The sequence below is a fragment of the Marinobacter salsuginis genome (assembly GCF_009617755.1).
GTDB classification, from domain to species: Bacteria; Pseudomonadota; Gammaproteobacteria; order Pseudomonadales; family Oleiphilaceae; genus Marinobacter; species Marinobacter salsuginis.
This window is the reverse complement of record NZ_BGZH01000001.1, coordinates 1,319,690-1,343,536: the sequence shown is the minus strand read 5'-3', so window position 1 is coordinate 1,343,536 and position 23,847 is coordinate 1,319,690. Positions and strand designations below refer to the sequence as shown.

Genomic DNA, 23,847 nt, shown 5'->3' with positions numbered 1-23,847 from the left:
CCCCATGCCCGGGATAACCGTGCAGGAAGTGGGGGAGGATCAACAGGAGCCTAGAAAAACACCTTCTCCCGGATCGCGGTGAGAAGGTGCTCTCATGATTACCGTTTGTTAACGATTTGGCTTAGTTTACCGGAGTTTTGCTTCCATCTGAATGCCATTCGTACACAACAAACTCGAATGACTTCATGTCGCCGGCCTTGTCGTATTCAACGGTGCCGATCGGAGTCTGGAAGGTGCCCTCGCGAAGAGCAGCGGCAACATCGAACGGATCGGTGGAGCCAGCGGCTTCAATGCCTTCTGCAACAAGCTGAACGGCGGTGTAGGAGGTCAGAACGAACGGACCGGAAGGATCCTCGCCCTTGTCTTCAAATGCCTTCACCAGCGCCTGGTTTTCAGCTTTCTGGTCGAATGCAGGTGGCAGGGTTACCAGCAGGCCTTCGGCGGCTTCGCCGGCGATGGTGTTGATGTCCTTGTTACCCACGCCCTCGGGGCCCATGAAGCGGGCATCCAGGCCAGCGGAGTCAGCCTGGCGCAGAATCAGACCCAGCTCCGGGTGGTAACCGCCGTAGTAGACGTAATCCACATCGGCCTGCTTGAGCTTGGTTACCAGCGAGGAGAAGTCCTTGTCGCCGGCAGTGATGCCTTCAAACATGGCGATTTCAACGCCAGCGTCCTTCAGGGTGTCACGAACGGCGGTGGCAATACCTTCACCGTACTGCTGCTTGTCGTGGACGATAGCAACGCGCTCCGGGCTCTGGGAGGCGATGTAGCGGGCCGCAACCGGTCCCTGCATGCTGTCCAGACCGATGGTACGGAATACCAGCTCATAGCCACGCTCGGTGATCTCCGGGCTGGTGGAAGCCGGGGTTACCATCAGGATGCCTTCATCCTCGTAGATGTCAGAGGCGGGCTGGGTGGAGCTGGAGCACAGGTGGCCGATCACGAAGCGCACTCCGTCGTTGACCAGGCTGTTGGCAACGGTCACGGCCTGCTTCGGGTCACACACGTCGTCGTATTCCACGGCAACCAGCTCTTCACCCATCACGCCGCCATTGGCGTTGATCTGCTCAATCGCCATGCGGGCGCCGGAGAATTGCATGTCACCATACTGGGCAACGGGGCCGGTCATGGGGCCGGCAATACCGATCTGGATCTCGGCAGCGGCGTGGCCAGCGCCCATCAGGGCTACGGAAGTGCTAACAGCGGTTACGAGTTTTTTTACTGAAGTTCTCATTGAGTCTGTCCTGTTTTATTTCAGGGTTATTCTTGTGTTCTCAGAGAGTTAAACAAACACCACACCTCGCTGCTTGTCAAGCCGACGGGTGGCGCTTGCTCCGGAACACGGGCCTGTCTGCAAAGGCAAATCCCGTGCCGCTCTGAGCGGTGTCACGCATCCGTGCCGTCTTCTTCATCCTGGGAAACCAGCGCGCGGAAGCTCTCGTGTTCGCGGAGCTGGTCAAAACTGACGTCTACGGATGCATCGTCGCGGTATGCCTCCGAAATTTCAATAGCTTTCTTCAAAGTGCTGACGGCGTCTTCCCAACGGCCGATCTCTGCATAGGCGCATGCTAACTGATAGTGCGCGTGGCCATTATCCGGTGCAAGCTTCAGTGCCCGTTGGCAAAGACTGATGGCCCAGAGCGGTTCCTGCATTTCCAGAACAGCGTCTGCCTTGTAACTCAGCGCTTCCACATCGTCGGGGCGAAGGTCCAGAATCTGATCGTAGGCGGCAATCTTGTTCTGCTGGGAGGTTTCCTGGCTGGCTTTGAGCCACAGCGAGTGCACTTCGTTGGTGCGCTCGATCTCTGCCTGGTTCTGGTGGATGATGTCTGATTTCTGCTTCAGCTGTTCTTCGATGGATTCGAGGCGCTTCTCGTATTCAACCACCAGCTCGTTGACCCGTTTTTCCGCCAGACTGGTAAGCTGGTTGCGCATATCCCGGATGGAGTTCCAGCCGATAACCACGAGAATGGATGTGGCGCCCGCGATCAAGTAAAAGAAGTAGGTAACCGTATCGGTCGCGTAAGACATGGTTTTGTCGGCAACGGACAGTTCCTTGTCGACCACCTTTTCAATGAGTTCTGCGCGGGTGTTCTGCATCTCCTTGCGAAGCGCCTTACTCTCTTCCAGCAGATAAAGTTCCACGAAGGGCGTGTACATGGGCTCTTCCAGCGTCTTGATGCTCTCTTCCAGGTCTTCTGCAGTGAGCTCTTTCTCGGGGCCCAGCTCATCCTGACCGTAGAGGGTGCCGGCGAATGTCATCATGAAAAGAAAAGGCAGGAAAAACTTGATCATCGGGCGTATTCCGTCCGTCTGTCGTAAATGGAATAAAGGCGAAACCTTAGCATAGTGGATGGCCGAAAAAATGCCGGGAAACTCGCCGACTTGCAATTCTCGGTGCAAAGACCTCTAATACTTAGGGGTGTAAATAAATTGCGAGAACCGAATCGGAGCATTGCTGTGAACAGTTATGAAGATGTGCTGGTGGCTTTACGACGTGTCATCCGGGCAACTGACCTTCATTCAAAGCGCCTGAGCAAACATGCCGGGCTGACCGGGCCTCAGCTGCTGATCATGAGAACGATTCGGGATCTTGGTGAAGTGACCATCGGCACGATTGCAGAAAAGGTCAGTCTCAGCCAGGCAACGGTAACCACGATTCTGGACCGTCTGGAGCACCGGAATCTGGTTTATCGCGTGCGCAGCACACAGGACAAGCGAAAAGTGCATGCCCACCTGACCGATGAGGGGGCGGATTTGCTGGCCCGGGCACCGAATCCGTTGCAGGAGGATTTCATCCAGAAATTCCAGAGTCTGGCCGAGTGGGAGCAAACCATGATTCTGGCCTCGCTCCAGCGTGTGGCCAACATGATGGATGCCGACGATATTGATGCGTCGCCGGTGCTGACCGTTGGGTCGGTCTTGAAGGACGACGGTTGGAAAGAGAAAGCCTGACTTCAATGAGCCAGGCTTTCTCCTGATATTAATGCACCGAAGACCCGCTCTTGGGCTTATTGCCAAAACACACCTGAAATACATCGTTATAGTGTTTGGCAAAGTTCACCGACAGCCCTTCCTTGAGATACTCCGGCAGCTCCTCGTAGTCGCCCCGGTTCGCTTCCGGCAGGATCAGGTTACTGATTTTCTGCCGCCGCGCGGCAATAACCTTCTCGCGAATACCGCCCACTGGCAGCACCTGTCCGGTCAGCGTGAGCTCACCGGTCATGGCGATGTTCTGCTGCGGCGCTTCCTTGCGAGCAATGGACAGCAGTGCGGTGGCCATGGTGACGCCGGCGCTGGGGCCGTCCTTGGGCGTGGCACCCTCGGGTACGTGCAGGTGCACGAAGGATTTGTCGAAGAAAGTCGGGTCGCCCTTGAAGCGTCTGAGGTTGGATGACACATAACTGTAGGCGATCTCGGCGGACTCCTTCATCACATCCCCCAGCTGACCGGTCAGTTTGAAGCCGCGCTGAGAGCTGTGGATTCTGGATGCTTCGATGCTCAGTGTGGCCCCGCCCATGGCGGTCCAGGCCAGTCCGGTGACAACGCCGATGCCTTTGAGAGACTTCTCCTTCTTGAACGATGGCTGTCCCAGGTAGCTCTGCAGATCCGATACACCCACCTTCACAGGTTGGTCCGGGCTCTCCAGCAGCTTCACGATGCCCTTGCGAATCACCTTGTGCAGCAGCTTCTCCAGGCTTCGCACACCGGCTTCGCGGGCATAGCCCTCAATAATCTGCTTGATAGCGGCGTCGGTAATGTTGAGCTGTTTCTTCAGCAGCCCGGCCCGTTTAAGCAGCCTCGGCAGCAGGAAGTGCTTGGCGATGGCCAGCTTTTCTTCCGCGATGTATCCGGACAGCCGAATCACGTCCATCCGGTCAAGCAGTGGTCGTGGAATCGTGTCGAGCTGGTTGGCGGTGCAGATGAACAGAACCTTGGACAGGTCCATGCGGACATCCAGGTAGTGGTCCAGGAAGTCGCGGTTCTGTTCCGGATCCAGTGTCTCCAACAGGGCTGACGCGGGGTCGCCCTGGAAGGATGCACCGATCTTGTCGATTTCATCCAGCATGATCACCGGATTGGCCACCTTGGAATCCTTGAGCGCCTGGACAAACTTGCCCGGCATGGCGCCGATGTAGGTGCGGCGGTGGCCTTTGATTTCAGCTTCATCGCGCATGCCGCCCACACTGAAACGGTAGAATTTCCGCCCCAGTGCGTCTGCCACGGAATGACCGATGGAGGTCTTGCCAACACCTGGCGGGCCCACCAAAAGCAGAATGGAACCGCTCACCTCGCCCTTGAAGGTCCCTTCAGCCAGAAACTCGATGATGCGGTCTTTGACATCGTCCAGGCCGTCGTGGTCCCGGTCGAGAATCTGCCGGGCTTTCGCCAGGTCGAAGTGGTCCTCGGAATGGATGCCCCAGGGCACCTGCGTCAGCCAGTCCAGATAATTACGGGTGACACCGTATTCCGGCGAGCCCTGCTCCAGCACCTGCAATTTTTCGACTTCATCGTTGAAGCGCTCTTGCACGGCCTCGGGCGGGTTGAGTTCCGCCATCCGCTGTTGGAAGCGCTCGACATCGGCGGTCTTGTCGTCCTTGGCCATGCCCAGCTCGCGCTGGATCACCTTGAGTTGTTCCTTCAGGAAGAATTCGCGTTGGTGCTTCTGGACTTTCGCGTTCACCTCTTCGCTGATTTCCGACTGCAGCCGGGCAACTTCCTGCTCTTTACGCATCAGCAGAAGAACCTTCTCCATGCGGCGGAGCAGGGGGACGGTGTCGAGCACATCCTGCAACTCATTGCCTGGAGCGCTGGTCATTGAGGCGCCGAAATCGGCCAGAGGTGAGCTATCGTCCGGCCCGAATCGGGACAGGTATTGTTTTACCTCCTCGCCATAGAGTGGGTTGGTACGTAGCAACTCCTTGATGGCGCTGATAATGGCCAGCGTGTAGGCCTTGAGTTCGTCGGCGTCTTCTTCCGGTTCTGCCGGATACTCAACTTCCACCAGATACGGAGGCTTACGACGCAGCCACTGGACGATCCGGAAGCGTTGAAGCCCCTGGGCGATAAACTGGACCTTACCACTGTCATTCTGGGCATGATGCACACGCACCGCGCAGCCAATGGTCTCCAGCTGCTCACTGGCCGGGACGCCTTCTTCAGCGTCCGGTTCTTCCACAAAGCAGATGCCCATGACCTTGTGGTCAGTCTCACCGACCCTTTTCAGGGTTTCCTGCCACGGGTTCTGGTTTACCACTATCGGCTGTACCTGGGCCGGAAAGAAAGGCCGATTCGAAACCGGCAGCACATACATGCGCCGGGGCATCATCTGCTGGGGCAGGGCAAGGCTTTTGCTATGCTCGTCCTTGCCAATGTACTCGGTCACGTCCTCTTCGAATTCCTCAAAAGAATCGTTTTGCGTCTCGTCATTCATGCCGCGAGTGTCCATCCGGAAAGGTTGTGAATCGGCCCGGGACAGGCTGCGTAGTGATTGTCCCGGCGTGGTGCTTACTAGCTATGTAACGGCAGATACGGTGATTTCAAGGACTTGGGTTAGCGCGTTTGGCGCTTGAATTTCGGGTAGTTGGCCCCATGTTTTTGGCAACTCAAAACGAATCATTCGACTTTTCAGGTGCCTTGCATGAGCAACTCTCCCTACATCTTTGATGCCACCATGGAAAACTTTCAGCAGAAGGTGATGGAAGCCTCTGCAAGCACGCCCATCCTGGTGGATGTGTGGGCTGAGTGGTGTGCCCCCTGCAAACAGTTGATGCCCCTGCTGGAAAAACTGGCGGAGGACTACCAGGGTGCTTTCATGCTGGCCAAGGTGAACGCCGACGAGCAGGAACAGCTCACCTCCAGCCTTGGGGTGCGCAGTCTGCCGACCGTAATCCTGGTCAAGAATGGCCAGGCCGTGGATGGCTTCAACGGTGCCCTGCCGGAAAGCGAAATCCGCAAGGTTCTGGACAAACACGTGGAAGCCCCCAAGGAAGATCCCTATGAAAAGGCGCATCGGATCTGGGAAGAAGGCGATGTGGAGGGAGCATTGGCTATCCTGTCCCAGATGAACCAGGAGGACCCGGAAAATCTCAAAGTCCTGATCGACCTGGCCCAGTTGAAGGCGGAAATGGGTGATCTGGAAACGGCCGAGCAGGTCCTTGAAAGTCTGCCTCCAGAAGAAAAAATGCAGCACCAGGCCAAACAGCTGGCAGCACGAATCAAGTTTCTGAAGCAGTCGGCCGAACTGCCTCCGATCAAGGATCTGGAAATGGCGCTGGAGCAGGACCCGAAGGATCCGAACGCACTGCACCAGTTGGCACTTCATCACGTATTACAGGAAAACAACGCCGAGGCCATGGACCTGCTGATCCGCCTGATGCAGGTGGACAGCAAGTACAAAGACGAAGTGGCCAAGACAACGCTGATCGAACTGTTCGACAAGCTGGGTAACAACAACCCGGACGTAAGGACCTATCGCCGGAAGCTCTATACCCTGATGCACTGATTGTTTGGCGCTGGCCAAATACAACATAGGTCGGGTGGAGCCATGGGCGAAACCCGACTGGTATTTCCGCAATGCTCAAGCTCCCACCCCAACCCGACAACTGCGAACTCTGTGAACGCGCGGTTGCCAAGCTCACTCGGCACCACCTTATACCCAAGCACCTGCACCGAAAGAAGCGGTTCCAGAAACTGTTCACCAAGGAAGATTTGATCACCCGAACGCTGTGGGTGTGCCGTCCCTGCCATAACGCCATTCATAAGGCTCGCTCGGAATACGAGCTGGGGCTGTACTTCAATACCCGGGAAAAGCTGCTGGAACTGGAAGAATTGCGGACGTTTGTTGAGTGGTTGAGCGATAAGCCGGAGGGGTTCATGCCCAAGTTTGTCCGGCAGAAATAACGTACCTGATCCAATGGCCGTCTCCGTCGGTAATTATGAGCTCATTCTTTTGGAGAGGGTCCTATGCCTAAGCAAAAAGACAATCATCGAATCAAACGTTTCCTGTCATTGAGCGCGCTGATTCTTCTGACGCCATGGCTCCTGATCGGAGGACTGGTAACAGCAGAAACCCTGAATGAGGGTGCGATGGACAATGGAAGCCTTCAGGTCGCGTTGATCGTAATCATCGGAGTGGTGTTTGGCGCGCTGGTGTTCCGGGTCATCCCCAGCTGGAAGGCGCGTAGATCCAATCGCTGAAGAGGCAAGCGGCCCCAATCCACGGGGCCGCTTCAGAGAGGCTGGCGATTATCCATTCCCTTTCTTCATTTCTTCATACTCATCTTCAAAGAAGAATTTCTCTTCTCCAAAGGCCGGTTCCAGCTCATGCAACCAGGTGGCCGTCTCGCTGTACTTGGCGAAGAATGGGCGCTGAACCCAGTCCGGGTTGCGGCCCTGCAGGAAGCGCAGTACAAACACCTTCTCGCCGTTGATTTCGGTAATCCCCTGGATCTCCACCTTGCCGGGGCCGGCGCTCATGGACGGTCCGCGGGCGGTTCGGGCCAGGCCACTGACTTTCTTCATGGCTTCCCTGTAGATGTGGAAAGCTTCGACCAGAGGCACTTCAAAGTAGTTCTTCGCGCCGGTGTCCCGTTCTACAAACATGTAGTAGGGGATGATGCCCAGCTGCACTTCTTTCTTCCACAGCTTTGCCCAGGCGTCGGCATCGTCGTTGACGTGCTTGATCAGCGGGCCCTGGGCACGGATCTCGGCACCGGTGGCGCGAATACGGCGGATGGCCTCTTCGGCAATCTCGGTGGTGATTTCCTGCCAGTGGTTGTAGTGGGCCATGATGGCGACGTGCTTGCCGGCGTCGACCAGTTTCGCGAAAAGGTCGATCAGTTCATCGGCATCCTTGTCGGTCACGAAGCGGTAGGGCCAGAAAGTGAGGGCCTTGGTGCCGATGCGAATGGTCTGGATATGATCGAACTCCGGCTGTAGCAGCGGTTCCAGATACTGCACCAGGTTCTTGGTTTTCATCACCATGGGGTCGCCACCGGTGACCAGCAGGTCAGTGACCTCGGTGTGCTCCTGCAGGTAGCCATGAAGCTTTTCTGCTTCGGTGCTGGCCATTTTCAGGTCTTTGTCACCCACGAACTGCGCCCAGCGGAAACAGAAGGTGCAGTAGGAGTGGCAGGTCTGGCCCTGGGCCGGGAAGAACAGCACTGTCTCGCGGTACTTGTGCTGAACGCCGTCCAGAACTTCACCGTCGAGCTCAGGCATGTTCATTTCCATCTGGCCGGCCGGGTGCGGGTTGAGTTCGTCCCGGATTTCCTTGGCGACGGCCTGGATCTCTTTCTTGTCGGCACCTTCCCGGTGCAGTTTCGCCATGCGCTCGTAATGCTCGTCCTTCAACATCCCTTTCTGCGGAAAAACAAGCTGATAGATCGGGTCGTTGGGTACCTTGTCCCAGTTGATCAGTTCATTGATCACATACTCGTTGACCCGGAACGGCAGCACGCTGGCTACCACTTTCATTTCAAACAGGGTCTCTTCAGGGAGATTCTGAATGACTTCGATCTTGTCGAGCTGGCGGTCTGTGTAGACCTTGAAACGCCGTTCCTCGAACTCCGTGGTGGGAATCCGGTTCGGAAAGGTGACGATGGAGTTCATAGATCGCCCTCTGTTGATGCCAATGACAAAAAAGTGGTCCGACCACTTTTTCCTGGGTGGTTAAAAATCAGGCAGGCGAGTATACATAAATCCGGAAATATTTTCAGGTCTAATAAAAAAGCTGAAATAGATCAGTGGGGCGCTTCTGAGGAAAGAGTCGAAAATTCAATAAAAAGCGCTAAATATCCTGAATGATCGGCGAATAGCGGCCAGAAGATCGTTTAGCGTGGTAATCAATTTTCGGCCTGATACGAATGCTACGACATTGGTCGCAATCTGGTTGTCTGTTGGTCCAAAAACGGTCATTCTTCCGTAAGTAACCGAAAGAAGCCCGTTACAAAAGGATGTTTGGAGGGCTTTGATTGAACTTGATGGTCAAAATGTAGTAAAAATACTACGAAACCGGGTGTTCTAATTCACGCACTTCGCCGGCACGCCGGTCATCCCCGGGGCCAAAAGCCCGTGAAACCGAGGTGATCAGGCAGGAAAAGTGTGAAAGCTGTTCTATGCTTTGTACAGGTTCTGTGTACTGGTAGCCGGTACACCTGTCAGGCTGAAAATACCCATAACAAAACACTGCATTCCATCGCAGCTTATCGACACCGCAACGCGCCCGGCTGCTGATCGTGGCGGCGCTGCACTTTTGATGCCAAGGGGAGGGTTTGATGTACCAGGACGATGATCCCATTGAAACCAGTGAATGGCTGGATGCGCTGGAATCTCTGATCGAGAACGAAGGCGTAGACCGGGCCAAGTATATTCTTGAGAGGCTTTCCGAGCGGGCGAGCCGCGATGGAACCGAACTGCCATATTCCATAACCACGCCGTTCCGGAACAGTATTCCGGTTTCCCAGCAGGCGCCGATGCCTGGCGATCTTTTTATGGAGCGCCGAATCCGCTCCCTGATCCGCTGGAATGCCATGGCCATGGTTATGCGTGCCAACCAGCGTCCCGGTGATCTCGGCGGACATGTTTCCTCGTTTTCTTCGGCAGCGACCCTCTACGATGTTGGCTTCAACTATTTCTTCCACGGCGGCGACGAAAAGCGCGAGTCCGACCTTGTGTACTTCCAGGGCCACTCTTCCCCGGGCATTTATGCGCGCTCCTTCCTTGAGGGCCGTTTCGACGAGAAAGATCTCGACAAATACCGTGAGGAAGTAGACGGCACTGGCCTCTCTTCCTATCCGCACCCCTGGCTAATGCCGGATTACTGGCAGTTCCCAACAGTTTCTATGGGGCTTGGTCCGATTCAGGCGATTTACCAGGCCCACGTAATGAAGTACCTGGACAGCCGAGAGCTCATCGAGATGGGCGATCGCAAGGTCTGGTGCTTTGTTGGTGACGGCGAGTGCGACGAGCCGGAAACCCTGGGTTCCATCTCCATGGCCGGCCGGGAAAACCTCAGTAACCTGATTTTCGTTGTTAACTGCAACCTCCAGCGTCTGGACGGGCCGGTGCGTGGCAACGGCAAGATCATTCAGGAGCTTGAAGGTGTCTTCCGGGGCGCTGGCTGGAATGTCCTGAAAGTTGTCTGGGGTCGCCACTGGGATCCCCTGTTCGAGCAGGACAAGGACGGCAAGATGCAGCGGGTCATGGACGAGGTCTGTGATGGCGACCTTCAGAACTTCAAGAGCAACGGCCCGGCTTATACCCGGAAGCACTTCTTCGGCAAGTACCCGGAAACGGCCAAACTCGTCGAGGGGCTTTCCGACGAGGAGATCAACAAGCTCAACCGGGGCGGTCACGATCCGTACAAGATCTACGCGGCCTTCCACCATGCCATTCACAAGAATGGCGGCCGGCCGACGGTTATCCTCGCCCACACCATCAAGGGCTACGGCTTTGGTGAGGCCGGTGAAGCGCAGAACACCGCTCACTCCCTGAAAAAGCTTGATATCGAGCAGTTGAAGTCGTTCCGCGACCGTTTTGCGGTGCCGTTGAAAGACGAAGAGCTCGAGGATGTGCCCTACTACCGGCCAGCGCCGGATAGTCCGGAAATCGTCTACATGAAGAAGCGCCGGCAGGAGCTGGGTGGTTTCTATCCCAAGCGTCGGAAGGATTGCCAGCCACTGCAGATTCCCGACCTGGACATCTTCAAGGCGGTCCTGGACGGTTCCGGTGACCGGAAGATCTCTACTACCATGGCCTTCGTCCGTATCCTGACGGCACTGACCAAGGACAAGCGTATTGGTAAGCGCGTGGTGCCGATCGTGCCTGACGAAGCCCGTACCTTCGGGATGGAAGGCATGTTCCGTCAGCTCGGTATCTACACGGCAGAAGGGCAGAAGTACGTTCCTGAAGACCGTGACCAGATCATGTATTACCGGGAAGACAAGAAGGGCCAGATCCTTGAAGAAGGTATCAACGAGGATGGCTCAATGGCCGCCTGGATGGCAGCGGCCACGTCATACAGCACCAACAACTTCCCGTTGATCCCGTTCTACATTTTCTACTCCATGTTCGGCTTCCAGCGGGTTGGCGACCTGGCGTGGGCCTCCGGCGATATTCAGGCCCGTGGCTTCCTGATTGGCGGCACTGCCGGCCGGACCACACTGAACGGCGAGGGTCTGCAGCACCAGGACGGTCACAGCCATGTGCTGGCCAACACCATTCCGAACTGTAAGGCCTATGATCCGGCCTACGGCTACGAAATGGCGGTTGTGCTGCGCAAGGGTATGCAGGAGATGTTCGAAGACAACCAGAACGTCTTCTACTACCTGACCATCGAGAACGAGAACTACGAACAGCCTGCAATGCCCAAGGGATGCGAAGACGGCATCATCAAGGGCATGTACCTGTTCGAGTCTGTTGAAACCAAGGGCCGCAAGAAGACTCCGCGGGTTCAGCTGCTGGGTGCCGGCGCAATCCTTAACGAGGTGCGTGCAGCGGCCCAGATGCTGAAAGACGACTGGGGTGTTGCCTCCGACGTGTGGAGTGTTACCAGCTTCAACGAGCTTGCCCGCGAGGGCCAGCATATTGAGCGCTGGAACCGCCTGCACCCGGACGACAAGCCCAAGAAGGCCTACGTAACCCAGATGCTTGAGAAGCATCAGGGTCCGGTGGTGTCTTCTACCGATTACATCAAGCTGCACTCCGAGCAGCTCCGGGCGTTCATCCCCAAAACCTACCTGACCCTGGGTACCGACGGCTTTGGTCGTAGCGACACCCGGGAAAAGCTGCGCAGCTTCTTTGAGGTGGATCGTTACTACGTAACAGTCACCGCGCTGTCAGCCCTGGCTCAGGATGGCGAGGTGAAGAACGATGTGGTTCTCGAAGCCATGCGCAAGTACGGAATCGATCGCAACAAAACGAACCCGGTGCTGAGCTAAGGAGTCCGCCATGAGTGAACAGGAAATCAAGGTTCCGGATCTCGGCGGTGCGGATGAGGTCGAGGTTATCGAAATCATTGTCAGCGCAGGGGATTCGGTTGAGGAAGAAGATCCGATTCTGACGGTTGAGTCAGACAAAGCCTCGGTGGAACTGCCGTCTCCCGGTGCCGGCAAGATCACCAAGATCACCGTAAAGGTGGGTGACAAGGTAAAAGAAGGTGATGTTGTTGGCATGATGGAAGCCAGCGCCGGTGGCTCTGACGACGCCGGCAGCGACGAGCCCGAGGAGAAGGCCGAGGAAAAGGAAGAAGCAAAGCAGGAAGAGAAGTCCGAAGAGAGCAAGCCAGCGCCGAAGAAGGCTTCTGGTGGCTCCCGCAAGGAGACCGTCAAGGTTCCTGCGCTGGATGGTTTCGACAATGTTCCGGTGATAGAAATCAACGTTGCTGAAGGCGACACCATTGAGGCCGACGATCCATTGGTTACAGTGGAATCGGACAAGGCCACCATGGAGATTCCTTCGCCCTATGCGGGCAAGGTGGGCAAGATCCTGGTATCCGAGGGCGACAAGCTCTCCGAGGGCGATGAACTGCTGGAGATGACGGTTCAGGAAGGTGGTGGCGAAGAGGAAGAAGCCTCGGCGCCCGCGTCTGAGGAACCGGCGAAGGAAGAGAAGCCTGAGCCCAGGTCCGAAGAGAAGCCGAAACAGGAAGCAGAGTCTGCGCCTGAGCCACAGGGTGCCACTTATGAGCCTCCGTCGCCTGGCGCCAAGGTCCACGCTGGCCCGGCCGTGCGCAAGCTGGCCCGGGAACTGGGTGCCGATCTGGCCCGCATCAAGGGCTCTGGCCCCAAGAGCCGGATTATCAAGGACGATGTCCATGCCTACGTGAAGAGCCAGCTCAAGCAGGCTCAGCAGGGTACTGGCGTTGCTACCGGTTCTGGTATTCCGGGTGTCAAGCTGCCGGACTTCAGTCAGTTTGGTGAAGTGAAGCGTGAGGCCATGTCGCGGATGATGTTCGCCACGGCCAATAACATGCAGCGCAGCTGGCTGAACGTGCCTCACGTAACCCAGTTCGAGGATGCGGATATCACCGATATGGAGGATTTCCGCAAGGCCCAGAAAGCGGCCGGCGAGAAGAAGGGCGTGAAGATGACGCCGCTGCCGTTCCTGCTGAAGGCCTGTGCCACGGCACTGGCGGAACTGCCCCAGTTCAATGTGTCTCTGGACATGGAGCGCAAGGAGGTGGTTCGCAAGAGCTACATTCACATCGGAATCGCGGTGGATACGCCTCACGGACTGATGGTGCCGGTGATCAGGGATGTGGACAAGAAGGGCTTGTGGGAGCTGGCGGCGGAAAGCGCCGAGCTTGCCCAGAAGGCCCGGGACAAGCAGCTGAAACCCGCAGAGATGCAGGGTGCCTGTTTTACCATCACCAGTCTGGGTGGTATTGGCGGCACGGCATTCACGCCGATTGTGAATACGCCGGAGGTGGCGATTCTTGGGGTTTCCAAGGCGGCGATGAAACCGGTTTGGGATGGCAAGGAGTTCCAGCCCCGCCTGATGCTGCCGTTGTCGCTGTCTTACGATCACCGTGCGGTGAATGGGGCTGATGCGGCCCGGTTTACTTCGGTGCTCAGTCAGCTTCTTGGGGACATTCGTACCCTCCTGTTGTGATGTTAAGCTAGTTGCCACCTAGCCTGAGGGTTGGGTGGCGCGACAAAGGCCGGTGCGGCTTTTCAGAACACGCTACAAGCACATCCATGTGCGCTTGTTTCGGGCCATCCATGGCCCTCTACAGTTCTGAAAAGCCGCACCGGCCTTTGTCGTTCTGGCTCCTTCCTGATCGCTTTTCCACCCACGCCTATCTCGACGCAAGGTAACAAGTTATTTTCTGGACATTCCTCGTTGCTGGTTCTGGCGGCCGGCAATATGTGTAGCGTTCTGCTCTTAATTCCGCCCAAACAAAAACCCCGGCCGGAGCCGGGGTTTCTGCTGAGTTAACTAACTTCTAACGGAAGGATTAGAAGCTGTACTGCGCTGCGAACAGAACACGGTTTGCGTCGGTAGAATCACCGGCAACAGTTTCCTGATCGAAGTATCCGTACTCAACGCCGAACATGACGTTGGATACCGGAGACCACATGTAGTTCAGGAACGCGTTCTGGTTGGATTCGGCGTCAGCATTGGTGGTTGCACCTGCAGCAATCGCGTCGTCCAGGTCCAGCATAGTAGTGCCGTAGCCCAGGTTGATGCTGCGACCACCGCCGAGAGCTACACTTGTACCGATTGAGAAGCCGTAGCCCTCAATGGTCTCAACGCTGTTGCCGTCGACATAGGCGCTTGGGCCGAAATAGTTGCTGCCAGAGCGCCACAGATAACCGTTGGCACCGTCAGTGTAGTTTGCAGCGCCTTGGATCGAGATCATGTCGCTCAGGGCGAATTTGGCCGCGCCAAATACTGCGAAGCCCATCGCGCTGTCATCATTGGTGCCATCGTCAGCAGTGACTTGGCTAACCAGCGCTGCAGCAGCGTAGGACAGTGAATCGGCAGAATCCTGAATGCGAGCGGTCAGAGCTGGTGCGGAAGTGCGGGTGTTGCCGCCTGCGCCCAGAACACCCTGTGAGCTCGGGTCTTCGAGTGAGAAAGACAGAGCGCCAGTGGTGTAACGAACCTGCTCGGCACGGTCTTGGCTGCCGGCTGTACCAGCCAGGCTGTCAAAGTCCAGAGTCGGGGTGTTACCTACGAAGCTGGTGTAGTTGGACCAGTTACGGCCGGCCATGAATCCGTTGTATTCGCCGTAGGCGTGACGCATACGCAGACTGCCTGCGCCGTTGCCTGAACCACGGAAGTCACCTTCCACGGTAATCGCTACGCCAGAAGCGTGCTTGACTTTGACGCCCAAACGGCTCTGCTGAACGTCGGCGCCGAAGTGACCTTCAACGTCTTCGTTAGCGGATGAAGCGAAAGTACCGGCGCGGGTAGAAACAGCGCGGTTGCCGTCCAGGTCGTAGCTCATATTCAGACGAGCGTAGCCGTACAGGCTCGCTTCGGTGTCGTCACCTACGTTCAGCGTAAGTGCGCTCGCTTGAGAGGCAACCCCCATTACTACTGTTGCTGCCGTCGCACGAATTGCCAATCTCAGTTTGTTGCTTTGCATCGTTGTTGTCTCCACACATTTTTGTTGTTGGACCCAAAAACAAGGTAGTTACCAATTCGTGACAATTCAAATAAATTCATGCAGAAATTAGACGAATGTCTATAACCGCTTTTCGTTCATATACAGACATCTGCAGTTGCCAACAAGGCGTAATGTTGTTCTATGGCATCCGAAAGTACAGTTCTTGAGTCAGCCACGTTCGCGTTTCTTGATATTGAAACCACCGGCGGCAATTCAGCCCGGGACCGGATTACCGAGATTGGTATCCGGTTCTGGAGGGCCGGTGAGGTAGTGGGCGAGTGGCAGACGTTGCTGAATCCGGAGACGCGGATTTCCCCGTTTATCGAGAACTTTACCGGCATCTCCAATGACATGGTGGCGGATGCGCCGCTGTTTGCGGATGTAGCGGACGAGCTGGAGGAACAGCTTAAGGACAAGGTGTTTGTCGCTCACAATGCCCGTTTTGATTACGGTTTTATTAAATCCGAGTTTCGCAGATTGGAGCGTCTTTTCTCGGCGAAGGTGCTCTGTACGGTGAAGCTTTCCCGAAGGCTCTACCCGGAATTCCGGCGTCACAACATGGATGCTCTGATAGCCCGTCATGGTCTTGCCCAGGTTCAGCGGCATCGGGCCATGGGGGATGTCTCGGCCATGCTGTCGTTCTTCGAGCATGCCCGTGCAGAGAAGGGGGATGAGAGATTCGAAAGTGCCCTGCGGGAGCTGCTGCAACGGCCGAGTATTCCCTCCCATCTACCAACGGATATCCTTCAGGGTCTGCCTCGGGGGCCGGGGGTGTATCGCTTCTACGGTGAGAACGATGTGCTTTTATATGTGGGCAAGAGCACGAACATTGCCCAGCGGGTGGCATCGCACTTTTCCGGCGATCATAACTCGTCCCGGGGTGTGCGGATGTCCGAGAGCCTCCGTCGCGTCGAATGCACAGAAACGGCCGGGGAGCTTGGAGCGCTTCTTCTCGAACTCAAACAGATCAAGACGCTGAAGCCCCTGTTCAATCGTCGGTCCCGGGCCGCCAAGAATCTGGTGAGCATCGAGCTTTCGAAAAACGAGGCGGGGTACCTGCAGGCGCGGCTGGTTCGTGAGATCGAGCCGCATCGGTTGGGGGATTATTTCGGTTTGTTCCGCAGCAAACGGGATGCCGAGCGCGCCTTGAGCGGCATCGCGGCCAAGAACGAGCTGTGCAATCGACTGCTCGGGCTGGAGCCTGAAAACGAAGGGCCATGTTTTCAGCGTTCGCTGGGGCGCTGCAAGGGCGCCTGCGAAGAGCTCGAGAATGTCGAGCGCTACAATCTCAGGGTACAGATTGCCTTTCACAGCCTGCGGCTGAAAACCTGGCCCCGGAAAGGCCCGGTTGGGATTGTTGAGCGCAATGCCCGAACCGGCCGCACGGATATCCTGGTGGTTTATAACTGGATGCACGTGGCTACCCTGCATGACGAAAACGAGCTGCAGGATCTTTCTCTCCGCGGCCAGGCGGTCACCTTTGATCTGGACTCCTACAAGCTTTTGATCGGCACGCTGTTGGATAGGACCAAGGCTGGGAGCATGCCGCACAGGGTGATTGAATTGCCGGCCATCGGGGAACCGGATGTTCTTATGCCGTGAGTGGCGTATTATGGTGCAAGAGTCCGCACACCTACTTACTTGTCTGGTGTGGTCACTCAACTAATTTTATGTGCTTAGCCGCTTTCCCGAGAGAGATTTATGAATAAAGACCCCGTCAGCCGCGAACTGTTCGATGAAGTCATGGTGCCCAACTACGCTCCCGGTTCCATTATTCCGGTGCGAGGAGAGGGCTCCCGGATCTGGGATCAGGAAGGCCGCGAGTTCATTGATCTCCAGGGCGGCATTGCAGTGACCTGCCTGGGCCATTCCCATCCGGGACTGGTGGGTGCGTTGCACGATCAGGCCGAGAAAATCTGGCACCTGTCCAACGTGATGACCAACGAGCCGGCCCTGCGCCTGGCAAAGACTTTGTGTGACCTCACCTTCGCCGAGCGCGTGTTTTTCGCCAATTCCGGTGCTGAGGCCAACGAAGCAGCCTTCAAACTGGCCCGGCGCTACGCCTGGGAGCATTTTGGCAAAGACAAGAACGAGATCATCTCGTTCAAGAACTCATTCCACGGGCGAACCCTGTTCACCGTGAGCGTAGGTGGCCAGCCAAAATACCTGGAAGGCTTCGAGCCTGCGCCTGGCGGTATTCATCACGCCGAGTTCAACGATCTGGAATCGGTGAAGAAGCTGATCTCCAAAGAGAAAACCTGCGCCGTGGTGGTGGAGCCGATTCAGGGTGAGGGCGGCGTTATGCCCGGCGACCAGGCGTTCCTCCAGGGGCTTCGCGAGCTTTGTGATGAAAATGACGCGTTGCTGGTGTTTGATGAGGTGCAGTCTGGTGTGGGCAGAAGTGGCCACTTCTACGCTTATCAGATGTACGACGTGGTGCCGGACATTCTCTCCAGTGCCAAGGGGCTTGGTGGTGGCTTCCCGGTAGCGGCCATGCTGACGACGGCCAAGGTTGCCGCCAGTCTGGGTGTTGGGACCCATGGCAGCACCTACGGTGGTAACGCGCTGGCCTGCGCCGTGGCCCAGAGGGTGGTGGACACCGTCAGCCAGCCGGAGATTCTCAAGGGCGTGAAAGCCCGTTCCGACAAACTCCGCAAGGGTATGATGAATATTGGTGAGCGCTACGGTGTGTTCAGTGAGGTTCGTGGCGCCGGTCTGCTGCTCGGTTGTGTGCTGACCGAAAAATGGCAGGGCAAGGCCAAGGATTTTCTGAATGCCGGCCTGGAAGAGGGCGTGATGGTACTTGTGGCCGGTGCGAATGTGATTCGTCTGGCGCCGTCCCTGATTATCCCCGAATCGGACATTGACGAAGCCCTCGAACGTTTCGAAGCGGCGGTGAAAAAACTGGCGGCCTAAGGAGATTTTATGTGGCTGGTACGTCCGGCTCGGCCGGATGATCTGGACCAGATTCTGGCCATGGCGGGCACCCAGTGTGCCCGTCTTTCTTCCACTCTGCCCAAGCAGGGCGACGCCCTGGCTTACAAGATCGAGCAATCCCTGGCGTCTTTTGCCGGCAGGATCAGCGCCGAAGACGATCCGCCCAGGTTTCTGTTCGTGCTGGAAAACACCCAGACCGGAGACATTGCTGGCACCGCCGGCATTGATGCCCGCGCCGGCAATGGCCAGCCCTTCTACAGTTACCGTCGGGATGCCCTGATCCATGCCTCTCATGAGCTGGGGGTGTCGCGCCGGGTAGAAGTGCTCTACCCCTCTCACTCGCTGACGGATGTCTCGCTATTGTGTTCGTTCTCCATACGGCCCGAACTCCAGAATACCGACGCGTTCGAATTACTATCCCGTGCCCGGATTCTGTTTATTGCCGATCATCGGGAATGGTTTACCCCGCGGATGGCGGTGGAAATCCAGGGGGTGCAGTTGGAGGATGGCAGCGTCCCCTTCTGGGACAGTCTTGGCCGGCATTTCTTTGATATGGATTTCGAGACGGCAGACCAGTACTCCGGTCAGTTGAGCAAGACTTTCATTGCCGAGCTCATGCCCCCGAATCCCATTTATGTCACGCTGCTGAGTGAGGCTGCCCAGAAGGCGATGGGGCAGCCGCATCAGATAACCGTCCCTAATTTTGAGCTACTTCAGCGGGAGGGATTCCAGCCGGGCAGTTTTCTGGACATTTTTGATGCCGGCCCGGTTCTGGAGGGGCGCACCGATAGCCTGAAAACCCTGGTGACCAGCCACCCCAAGGAGCTTCATGGCAGTAATGAGGCTGTGGGTGAAACCTGTCTGATCGCTGCTGGCGAGCGGGAGCAGTTTCGCTGCACCCTCACACCGGTCGCTGAAACGCTGGACGACAAACTCAAGGTTCCGGTTTCGACCTGGAAGGCGCTGAACAGTACCGCGGGCGACCGGGTAAGGATTGCGCCGCTATGACAAGCTTGGGAATGGCAAAGTTTGTAGCTGTCGATCTCGGGGAGGCGACCTTATGCTGGTAATTCGCCCGTTACAGGAAAACGATCTGGATGACCTGTACGCCATGGCCCAGGGTGCCGGTAAAGGGCTGACCACCTTGCCGGCGGACCGAGAGCTCCTCCAGAAAAAAATCAATCACGCCCGTGAGACGTTCAATCAGCGCATTGCGCCGGAAGCAGGTTTGTATCTGTTTGCTCTTGAGGATATCGAGCGCAAAAAAACCGTTGGGATCAGTGGCATTCAGGCCCGGGTTGGTCTGGACGAGGTGTTCTACAATTACCGCCTGAGCGTTACGGTGAATGCCTCTAAAGAGCTGGGTGTGCATGTACGGACACCCACGTTGCACCTGTCCAACGACATGACCGACACCAGCGAAATCTGCTCGCTGCTGCTGTCGGATGAATACAAAGGCGGGGGCAGCGGGCTGCTGCTCTCCCGGTGCCGGTTCATGTATCTGGATGAGTTTCGCAAGCATTTTTCGGAAAAAGTGTTCGCGGAAATGCGCGGCGTGTCCGATGCCCAGGGTCGAAGCCCGTTGTGGGACGCGCTGGGGACCAAGTTCTTTGACATGGAATTCAGCGAGGCGGACATGCTGTCTGGCCTGGGCAACAAATCCTTTATTGCCGAGCTGATGCCCAAGTACCCGATCTACCTGCCCATGCTGCCGGATTCGGCCCGGGCGGTCATTGGCCGGGTTCATGACAACACCGCGCCAGCGCTTCGCATGCTTCAATCAGAGGGGTTCAACTTTAACGGGCTGGTGGACATTTTTGACGGTGGCCCCGTGGTTGAAGCCTTCGTGCACAACATCCGCACGGTGAGGGAAGGCATGAACCGGCACGCCATGGTGACTCGCAAGCCAGTGAACCTTAACGTGCCTGCCGATGAGCGGGTGATGGTGTCGAACCGCTCGTTCCGGGACTTCCGGGTGACCACCCTGCCGATAGATTGCATAGGGCCGGATACCGTCAGCCTTCCGCCGGAAGTGGCCGAGGCGTTGCAGATTGAATCGGGTGATCCGGTTCGTCTGGCCCCCTTGAAAGACTCGGGGATGCTGACCAAACATACTTATAGAAGTTCAGTACCGGGAGGTGCATCAAAATGGCAAAGCTGACAGGTGAACTGTTTATCGACGGGCTCTGGCTGCAGGGCCATGGGCCGATATTCGAATCTGTCCAGCCGGTGACCGGTGAGACAATCTGGGATGGTGAAAGCGCCAACCTTGAAGATGTGGATGCGGCCGTTCGCGAGGCCCGGAATGCCTTTGTGAAGTGGCAGCGCAAAAGCTTTGCCGAACGTCAGGCCGTGGTTGAAGCCTTTGGTGAGTTGCTGGAAGCTCACAAGGAAGAGCTGGCTCATCAGATCGGGCTGGAAACCGGCAAACCCCTGTGGGAGTCACGCACCGAAGTGGCGGCAATGATCGGCAAGATCGGCATTTCGGTGAGAGCCTACAACGACCGCACTGGCACATCCGAATCCGATGTTGCGGGTGGGCACGCGGTGCTCAGACACCGGCCCCATGGTGTTGTTGCGGTATTTGGCCCCTATAACTTTCCGGGGCACCTGCCGAACGGCCACATTGTGCCCGCTCTGCTGGCCGGTAACACGGTGGTGTTCAAACCGAGCGAGCTGACCCCCGGTGTCGCCGAACTAACGGTGAAACTCTGGGAGAAGGCTGGCATTCCGGATGGAGTGGTCAACCTCGTGCAGGGTGACTCGTCGACTGGCAAGTCCCTGGCCAATCATCCCGGAATCGATGGCCTGTTTTTTACCGGCAGTTCAACCGTTGGCCATCTTCTGCACAAGCAATTCGGTGGCCAGCCGGAGAAAATCCTGGCCCTGGAAATGGGCGGCAACAACCCGCTGATCGTGCAGGACGTGGCCGATGTGGATGGCGCCGTGCATCACGCCCTGCAGTCGGCATTCCTGTCGGCCGGCCAGCGTTGCACCTGTGCACGGCGACTGCTGGTGCCCAAGGGCAAGAAAGGCGACGCGTTCCTCGACCGGCTGGTGGAAGTCTCCGCACGGATCAAGGTTGGTGAATTCGATGCCGATCCGCAGCCATTCATGGGATCGGTCATTTCCGCGGAAGCCGCTGACAAGCTCCTGGCGGCCCAGGCCAGCCTGCTTGAAAAGGGGGGCAAATCCCTGCTGGAAATGAAATCCCTGAAATCGGGAACCGGCCTGTTGTCCCCGGGTATCATTGATGCCACCGGGCTCGACGTCACCGATGAGGAATTCTTCGGGCCGTTGCTGATGGTGTATCGCTACAAAAGCTTTGACGACGCCCTGGAGCTGGCCAATGACACGAGCTACGGGCTCTCCGCAGGTATCCTGACAGATGACCGGAAACTCTATGAACGGCTGGTGGAGGAAGTGCGTGCCGGCATTGTGAACTGGAACCGGCCACTGACCGGCGCCAGCAGTGCCGCGCCCTTTGGTGGTGTCGGCGCTAGCGGTAACCATCGCCCGAGCGCCTACTATGCCGCCGACTACTGCGCCTGGCCCATGGCGTCTCTGGAGGCCGGCAAGAGTGAGTTGCCAGAGTCTCTGGCACCCGGCCTCAATTTCGATTAACGGGACCCAGTGCCATGGTGAAACACGCGGTTGAAGCAAACTTCGATGGCCTGGTTGGCCCCACCCACAATTACGCAGGACTGTCCTGGGGAAATGTGGCCTCCAAGTCCAATGTCAGTTCCGTCTCCAATCCCAGGGAAGCGGCATTGCAGGGCCTGGCCAAGATGAAGCGCCTGGCGGACCGGGGCTATGTGCAGGGGATTTTGCCGCCCCATGAACGCCCGCACATTCCCACCCTTCGTGCCCTGGGGTTTGAAGGGACGGATGCCCAGGTGCTGGAACAGGCGTCCAAATCCAGTCCATCGATACTGGCGGCGGTCTCGTCGGCGTCACCGATGTGGACGGCCAATGCGGCCACCGTGTCGCCGAGTGCCGACACGTCAGATCACCGCGTGCATTTCACCCCGGCCAACCTGAGCGCCAAGTTTCACCGGTCCATCGAACATACGGTGACTGGGCGTTCCCTGAAGGCCATCTTTGCTGACGAGAGCTACTTTGCCCACCATCCGGCACTGCCATCCGTGAGCCACTTCGGGGATGAGGGCGCCGCCAACCACACCCGCTTGTGCGCCGGTTACGGCGAACCCGGTGTGGAACTCTTCGTGTACGGCCAGATTGCATTCAACGAACAGGCGCCGGCACCGAAGAAATACCCGGCGCGGCAGACGCTGGAAGCCTCCCAGGCGGTGGCGCGACTGCATGGGCTCAAGGATCGTAATGTGGTCTTTGCCCAGCAGAACCCGGAGGCCATTGATGGCGGTGTTTTTCATAACGATGTGATTGCCGTCGGTAACGGCAATACCCTTTTCTACCATGACATGGCGTTCCTCGACGAAGAACAGGTGCTGGCGGATATCCGTGAGCGCCTGACTGGCGCCGAGCTGGAAGCGGTGCGGGTCAGCAGTGCCGATGTGCCACTGGACGATGCGGTGGCGTCCTACCTCTTCAACAGCCAGTTACTGAACACGCCGGATGGCATGCTGCTGGCGGTGCCCGGCGAGTGTCGGGAAGTGGCTTCTGTCAGCCGTTATCTGGATAACCTGGTGAAGTCCGGTGGGCCGATTACCTCGGTCGAAGTTTTTGACGTTAAACAGTCCATGCGCAATGGCGGTGGGCCTGCCTGTCTGCGTTTGCGAGTGGTATTGAATGACGAGGAGCTCAGGGCTATCAACCGGGGCGTGCTGCTCACTGACGAACTTTACGAGCGTCTGATCACCTGGGTTGAAGCCCACTATCGGGATGAGCTCAGCCAGGATGAGCTTGGCGATCCGATGTTGCTGGAAGAGGTTCGCAAAGCCCTGGATGAGTTAACCGGGATCATGGGCCTGGGTTCCATCTATGATTTCCAGCTCTAAAGGTTGTTGAGCCCCGGGGCCGTCAGGCTGAGATCGACGACGTCAGCATATCCATCGTGTGTCGGATCAACTGCTCGGCCGGAAATTCCGGGTTGCCTTCGCCCATTTCCGACTGACATAGCAATATTACCCCGTGCAGGGCACCGCGCAGATACAAAGCGGTTTGAACGGGGTCGGTAATCCGGTCCCGGTTCATGGTGCCGTCCTGAAGCCCCAGCTCTATCGCCCCCACCATCAGTTCCATCAGGTCTGATTTCGAGCACAGCATTTCCTCAGCCTGGCTTTCATCGGCCTCGGCCATGGCTGTGGATGCCTTGGTCAGCGCCGAGAAGTAATCCGGTTCCTCCAGATAGAAGCGATAATAGGATTCCCCCATTGCCCGTATCTGGGCCAGACCATTGTCGGCGGTCTGTCTTGCCTCTTCGAACCGCCGGAACAGGCTGTGTCCCGCCCTTAGCATGATGCCCCGCTGTATCGCTGCCTTGTCCTTGAAGTACACGTACAGCAAGGCCCGGCTGAGACTGGCGGTTCGGGCGATGTCGTCCATGGACGTGCGCTCGTAGCCCTTCTCGGAGAACACCAGTTCGGCAGCATCCAGAATGGTGTCGTAACGGGCCTGTTTCTCTCGCTCACGGCGGGTTTTCAGCGGTTCGCTCATTCAATCATCCGGTTGGTTGGCAACAGCAGGCATAGGATACCTGAAAACGAATCAAACCCGATTATTGACAAAATGTCAAAGAATGACATGATGTCTAAATCAACCATCGGGTTTCTCCAGGGACTGGACCCCGCCAACTACACGAGCATGGATGA

Annotated in this window: 18 protein-coding genes; 12 read left to right on the top strand and 6 right to left on the bottom strand. The window is 57.1% G+C overall.

The window, feature by feature from the left end; genetic code table 11:
• Positions 1 to 121 precede the first annotated feature (121 nt).
• Both GJU83_RS06220 and GJU83_RS06215 read right to left on the bottom strand, forming a co-directional pair.
• The gene (locus GJU83_RS06220; protein WP_064230016.1) at positions 122 to 1,234 is read right to left on the bottom strand and encodes a branched-chain amino acid ABC transporter substrate-binding protein; all 1,113 of its coding nucleotides are present in this window, start codon (positions 1,232 to 1,234) and stop codon (positions 122 to 124) included.
• A gap of 152 nt (positions 1,235 to 1,386) precedes the next feature.
• Positions 1,387 to 2,295, bottom strand: a complete 909-nt coding sequence (locus GJU83_RS06215; protein ID WP_136631386.1) for a tetratricopeptide repeat protein — start codon at positions 2,293 to 2,295, stop codon at positions 1,387 to 1,389.
• Between the two features lie 165 nt (positions 2,296 to 2,460).
• On the opposite strand from GJU83_RS06215, the gene GJU83_RS06210 reads away from it, so the two are divergent.
• Positions 2,461 to 2,955 (top strand): MarR family winged helix-turn-helix transcriptional regulator, encoded by a 495-nt coding sequence (locus tag GJU83_RS06210; protein WP_069181897.1) that lies wholly within the window; start codon positions 2,461 to 2,463, stop codon positions 2,953 to 2,955.
• 28 nt (positions 2,956 to 2,983) lie between these two features.
• Here the strand turns inward: GJU83_RS06210 and lon are convergent, their stop codons facing one another.
• On the bottom strand, positions 2,984 to 5,434 hold the full coding sequence (lon, locus tag GJU83_RS06205; RefSeq protein ID WP_069181896.1) for an endopeptidase La: 2,451 nt from the start codon (positions 5,432 to 5,434) through the stop codon (positions 2,984 to 2,986).
• 207 nt (positions 5,435 to 5,641) lie between these two features.
• Here lon and trxA point away from each other — a divergent pair, with 207 nt between their 5' ends.
• From trxA to GJU83_RS06190, 3 genes are all read left to right on the top strand, one after another.
• On the top strand, positions 5,642 to 6,505 hold the full coding sequence (gene trxA, locus GJU83_RS06200) for a thioredoxin (RefSeq protein WP_008169221.1): 864 nt from the start codon (positions 5,642 to 5,644) through the stop codon (positions 6,503 to 6,505).
• Positions 6,506 to 6,576: 71 nt separating this feature from the next.
• Positions 6,577 to 6,903 (top strand): hypothetical protein, encoded by a 327-nt coding sequence (locus GJU83_RS06195; protein ID WP_069181895.1) that lies wholly within the window; start codon positions 6,577 to 6,579, stop codon positions 6,901 to 6,903.
• Positions 6,904 to 6,966: 63 nt separating this feature from the next.
• Complete coding sequence (locus tag GJU83_RS06190; RefSeq protein WP_069181894.1) at positions 6,967 to 7,200, top strand: hypothetical protein; 234 nt, start codon at positions 6,967 to 6,969, stop codon at positions 7,198 to 7,200.
• Positions 7,201 to 7,248: 48 nt separating this feature from the next.
• On the opposite strand, the gene GJU83_RS06185 is transcribed toward GJU83_RS06190, so the two are convergent.
• Positions 7,249 to 8,613 carry a KamA family radical SAM protein gene (locus GJU83_RS06185; protein ID WP_008169234.1) on the bottom strand — a complete coding sequence of 455 codons (1,365 nt, stop codon included), beginning with the start codon at positions 8,611 to 8,613 and terminating at the stop codon, positions 7,249 to 7,251.
• Positions 8,614 to 9,278: 665 nt separating this feature from the next.
• Here GJU83_RS06185 and aceE point away from each other — a divergent pair.
• Entirely contained in the window at positions 9,279 to 11,942 is a 2,664-nt protein-coding gene (aceE, locus tag GJU83_RS06180) for a pyruvate dehydrogenase (acetyl-transferring), homodimeric type (RefSeq protein ID WP_069181893.1), read from the top strand.
• 10 nt (positions 11,943 to 11,952) lie between these two features.
• On the top strand, positions 11,953 to 13,614 hold the full coding sequence (gene aceF / locus GJU83_RS06175; protein ID WP_069181892.1) for a dihydrolipoyllysine-residue acetyltransferase: 1,662 nt from the start codon (positions 11,953 to 11,955) through the stop codon (positions 13,612 to 13,614).
• A gap of 346 nt (positions 13,615 to 13,960) precedes the next feature.
• Here the strand turns inward: aceF and GJU83_RS06170 are convergent, their stop codons facing one another.
• Positions 13,961 to 15,097 carry a DcaP family trimeric outer membrane transporter gene (locus GJU83_RS06170; protein WP_069181891.1) on the bottom strand — a complete coding sequence of 379 codons (1,137 nt, stop codon included), beginning with the start codon at positions 15,095 to 15,097 and terminating at the stop codon, positions 13,961 to 13,963.
• 162 nt (positions 15,098 to 15,259) lie between these two features.
• Between GJU83_RS06170 and GJU83_RS06165 the strand changes: the two genes are divergently transcribed.
• From GJU83_RS06165 to astB, 6 genes are all read left to right on the top strand, one after another.
• Positions 15,260 to 16,720, top strand: a complete 1,461-nt coding sequence (locus GJU83_RS06165; RefSeq protein ID WP_069181890.1) for an exonuclease domain-containing protein — start codon at positions 15,260 to 15,262, stop codon at positions 16,718 to 16,720.
• Between the two features lie 99 nt (positions 16,721 to 16,819).
• Positions 16,820 to 18,034: an aspartate aminotransferase family protein gene (locus GJU83_RS06160; RefSeq protein WP_069181889.1), complete on the top strand. Its 1,215-nt coding sequence runs from the start codon at positions 16,820 to 16,822 to the stop codon at positions 18,032 to 18,034.
• Positions 18,035 to 18,043: 9 nt separating this feature from the next.
• A complete protein-coding gene (locus GJU83_RS06155) occupies positions 18,044 to 19,063 on the top strand; it encodes an arginine N-succinyltransferase (RefSeq protein ID WP_069181888.1) in 1,020 nt (339 codons plus the stop codon).
• Between the two features lie 52 nt (positions 19,064 to 19,115).
• Positions 19,116 to 20,216, top strand: coding sequence for an arginine N-succinyltransferase (gene astA / locus GJU83_RS06150; protein WP_069181887.1), 1,101 nt, complete (start codon positions 19,116 to 19,118; stop codon positions 20,214 to 20,216).
• Positions 20,204 to 21,679, top strand: a complete 1,476-nt coding sequence (gene astD, locus GJU83_RS06145) for a succinylglutamate-semialdehyde dehydrogenase (protein ID WP_069181886.1) — start codon at positions 20,204 to 20,206, stop codon at positions 21,677 to 21,679. The genes astA and astD overlap by 13 nt, the downstream gene beginning before the upstream one ends.
• A gap of 14 nt (positions 21,680 to 21,693) precedes the next feature.
• Complete coding sequence (gene astB, locus GJU83_RS06140; protein WP_069181885.1) at positions 21,694 to 23,034, top strand: N-succinylarginine dihydrolase; 1,341 nt, start codon at positions 21,694 to 21,696, stop codon at positions 23,032 to 23,034.
• 22 nt (positions 23,035 to 23,056) lie between these two features.
• Here astB and GJU83_RS06135 read toward each other — a convergent pair whose 3' ends face one another.
• Positions 23,057 to 23,692, bottom strand: a complete 636-nt coding sequence (locus tag GJU83_RS06135; protein WP_069181884.1) for a TetR/AcrR family transcriptional regulator — start codon at positions 23,690 to 23,692, stop codon at positions 23,057 to 23,059.
• Positions 23,693 to 23,847: the final 155 nt, after the last annotated feature.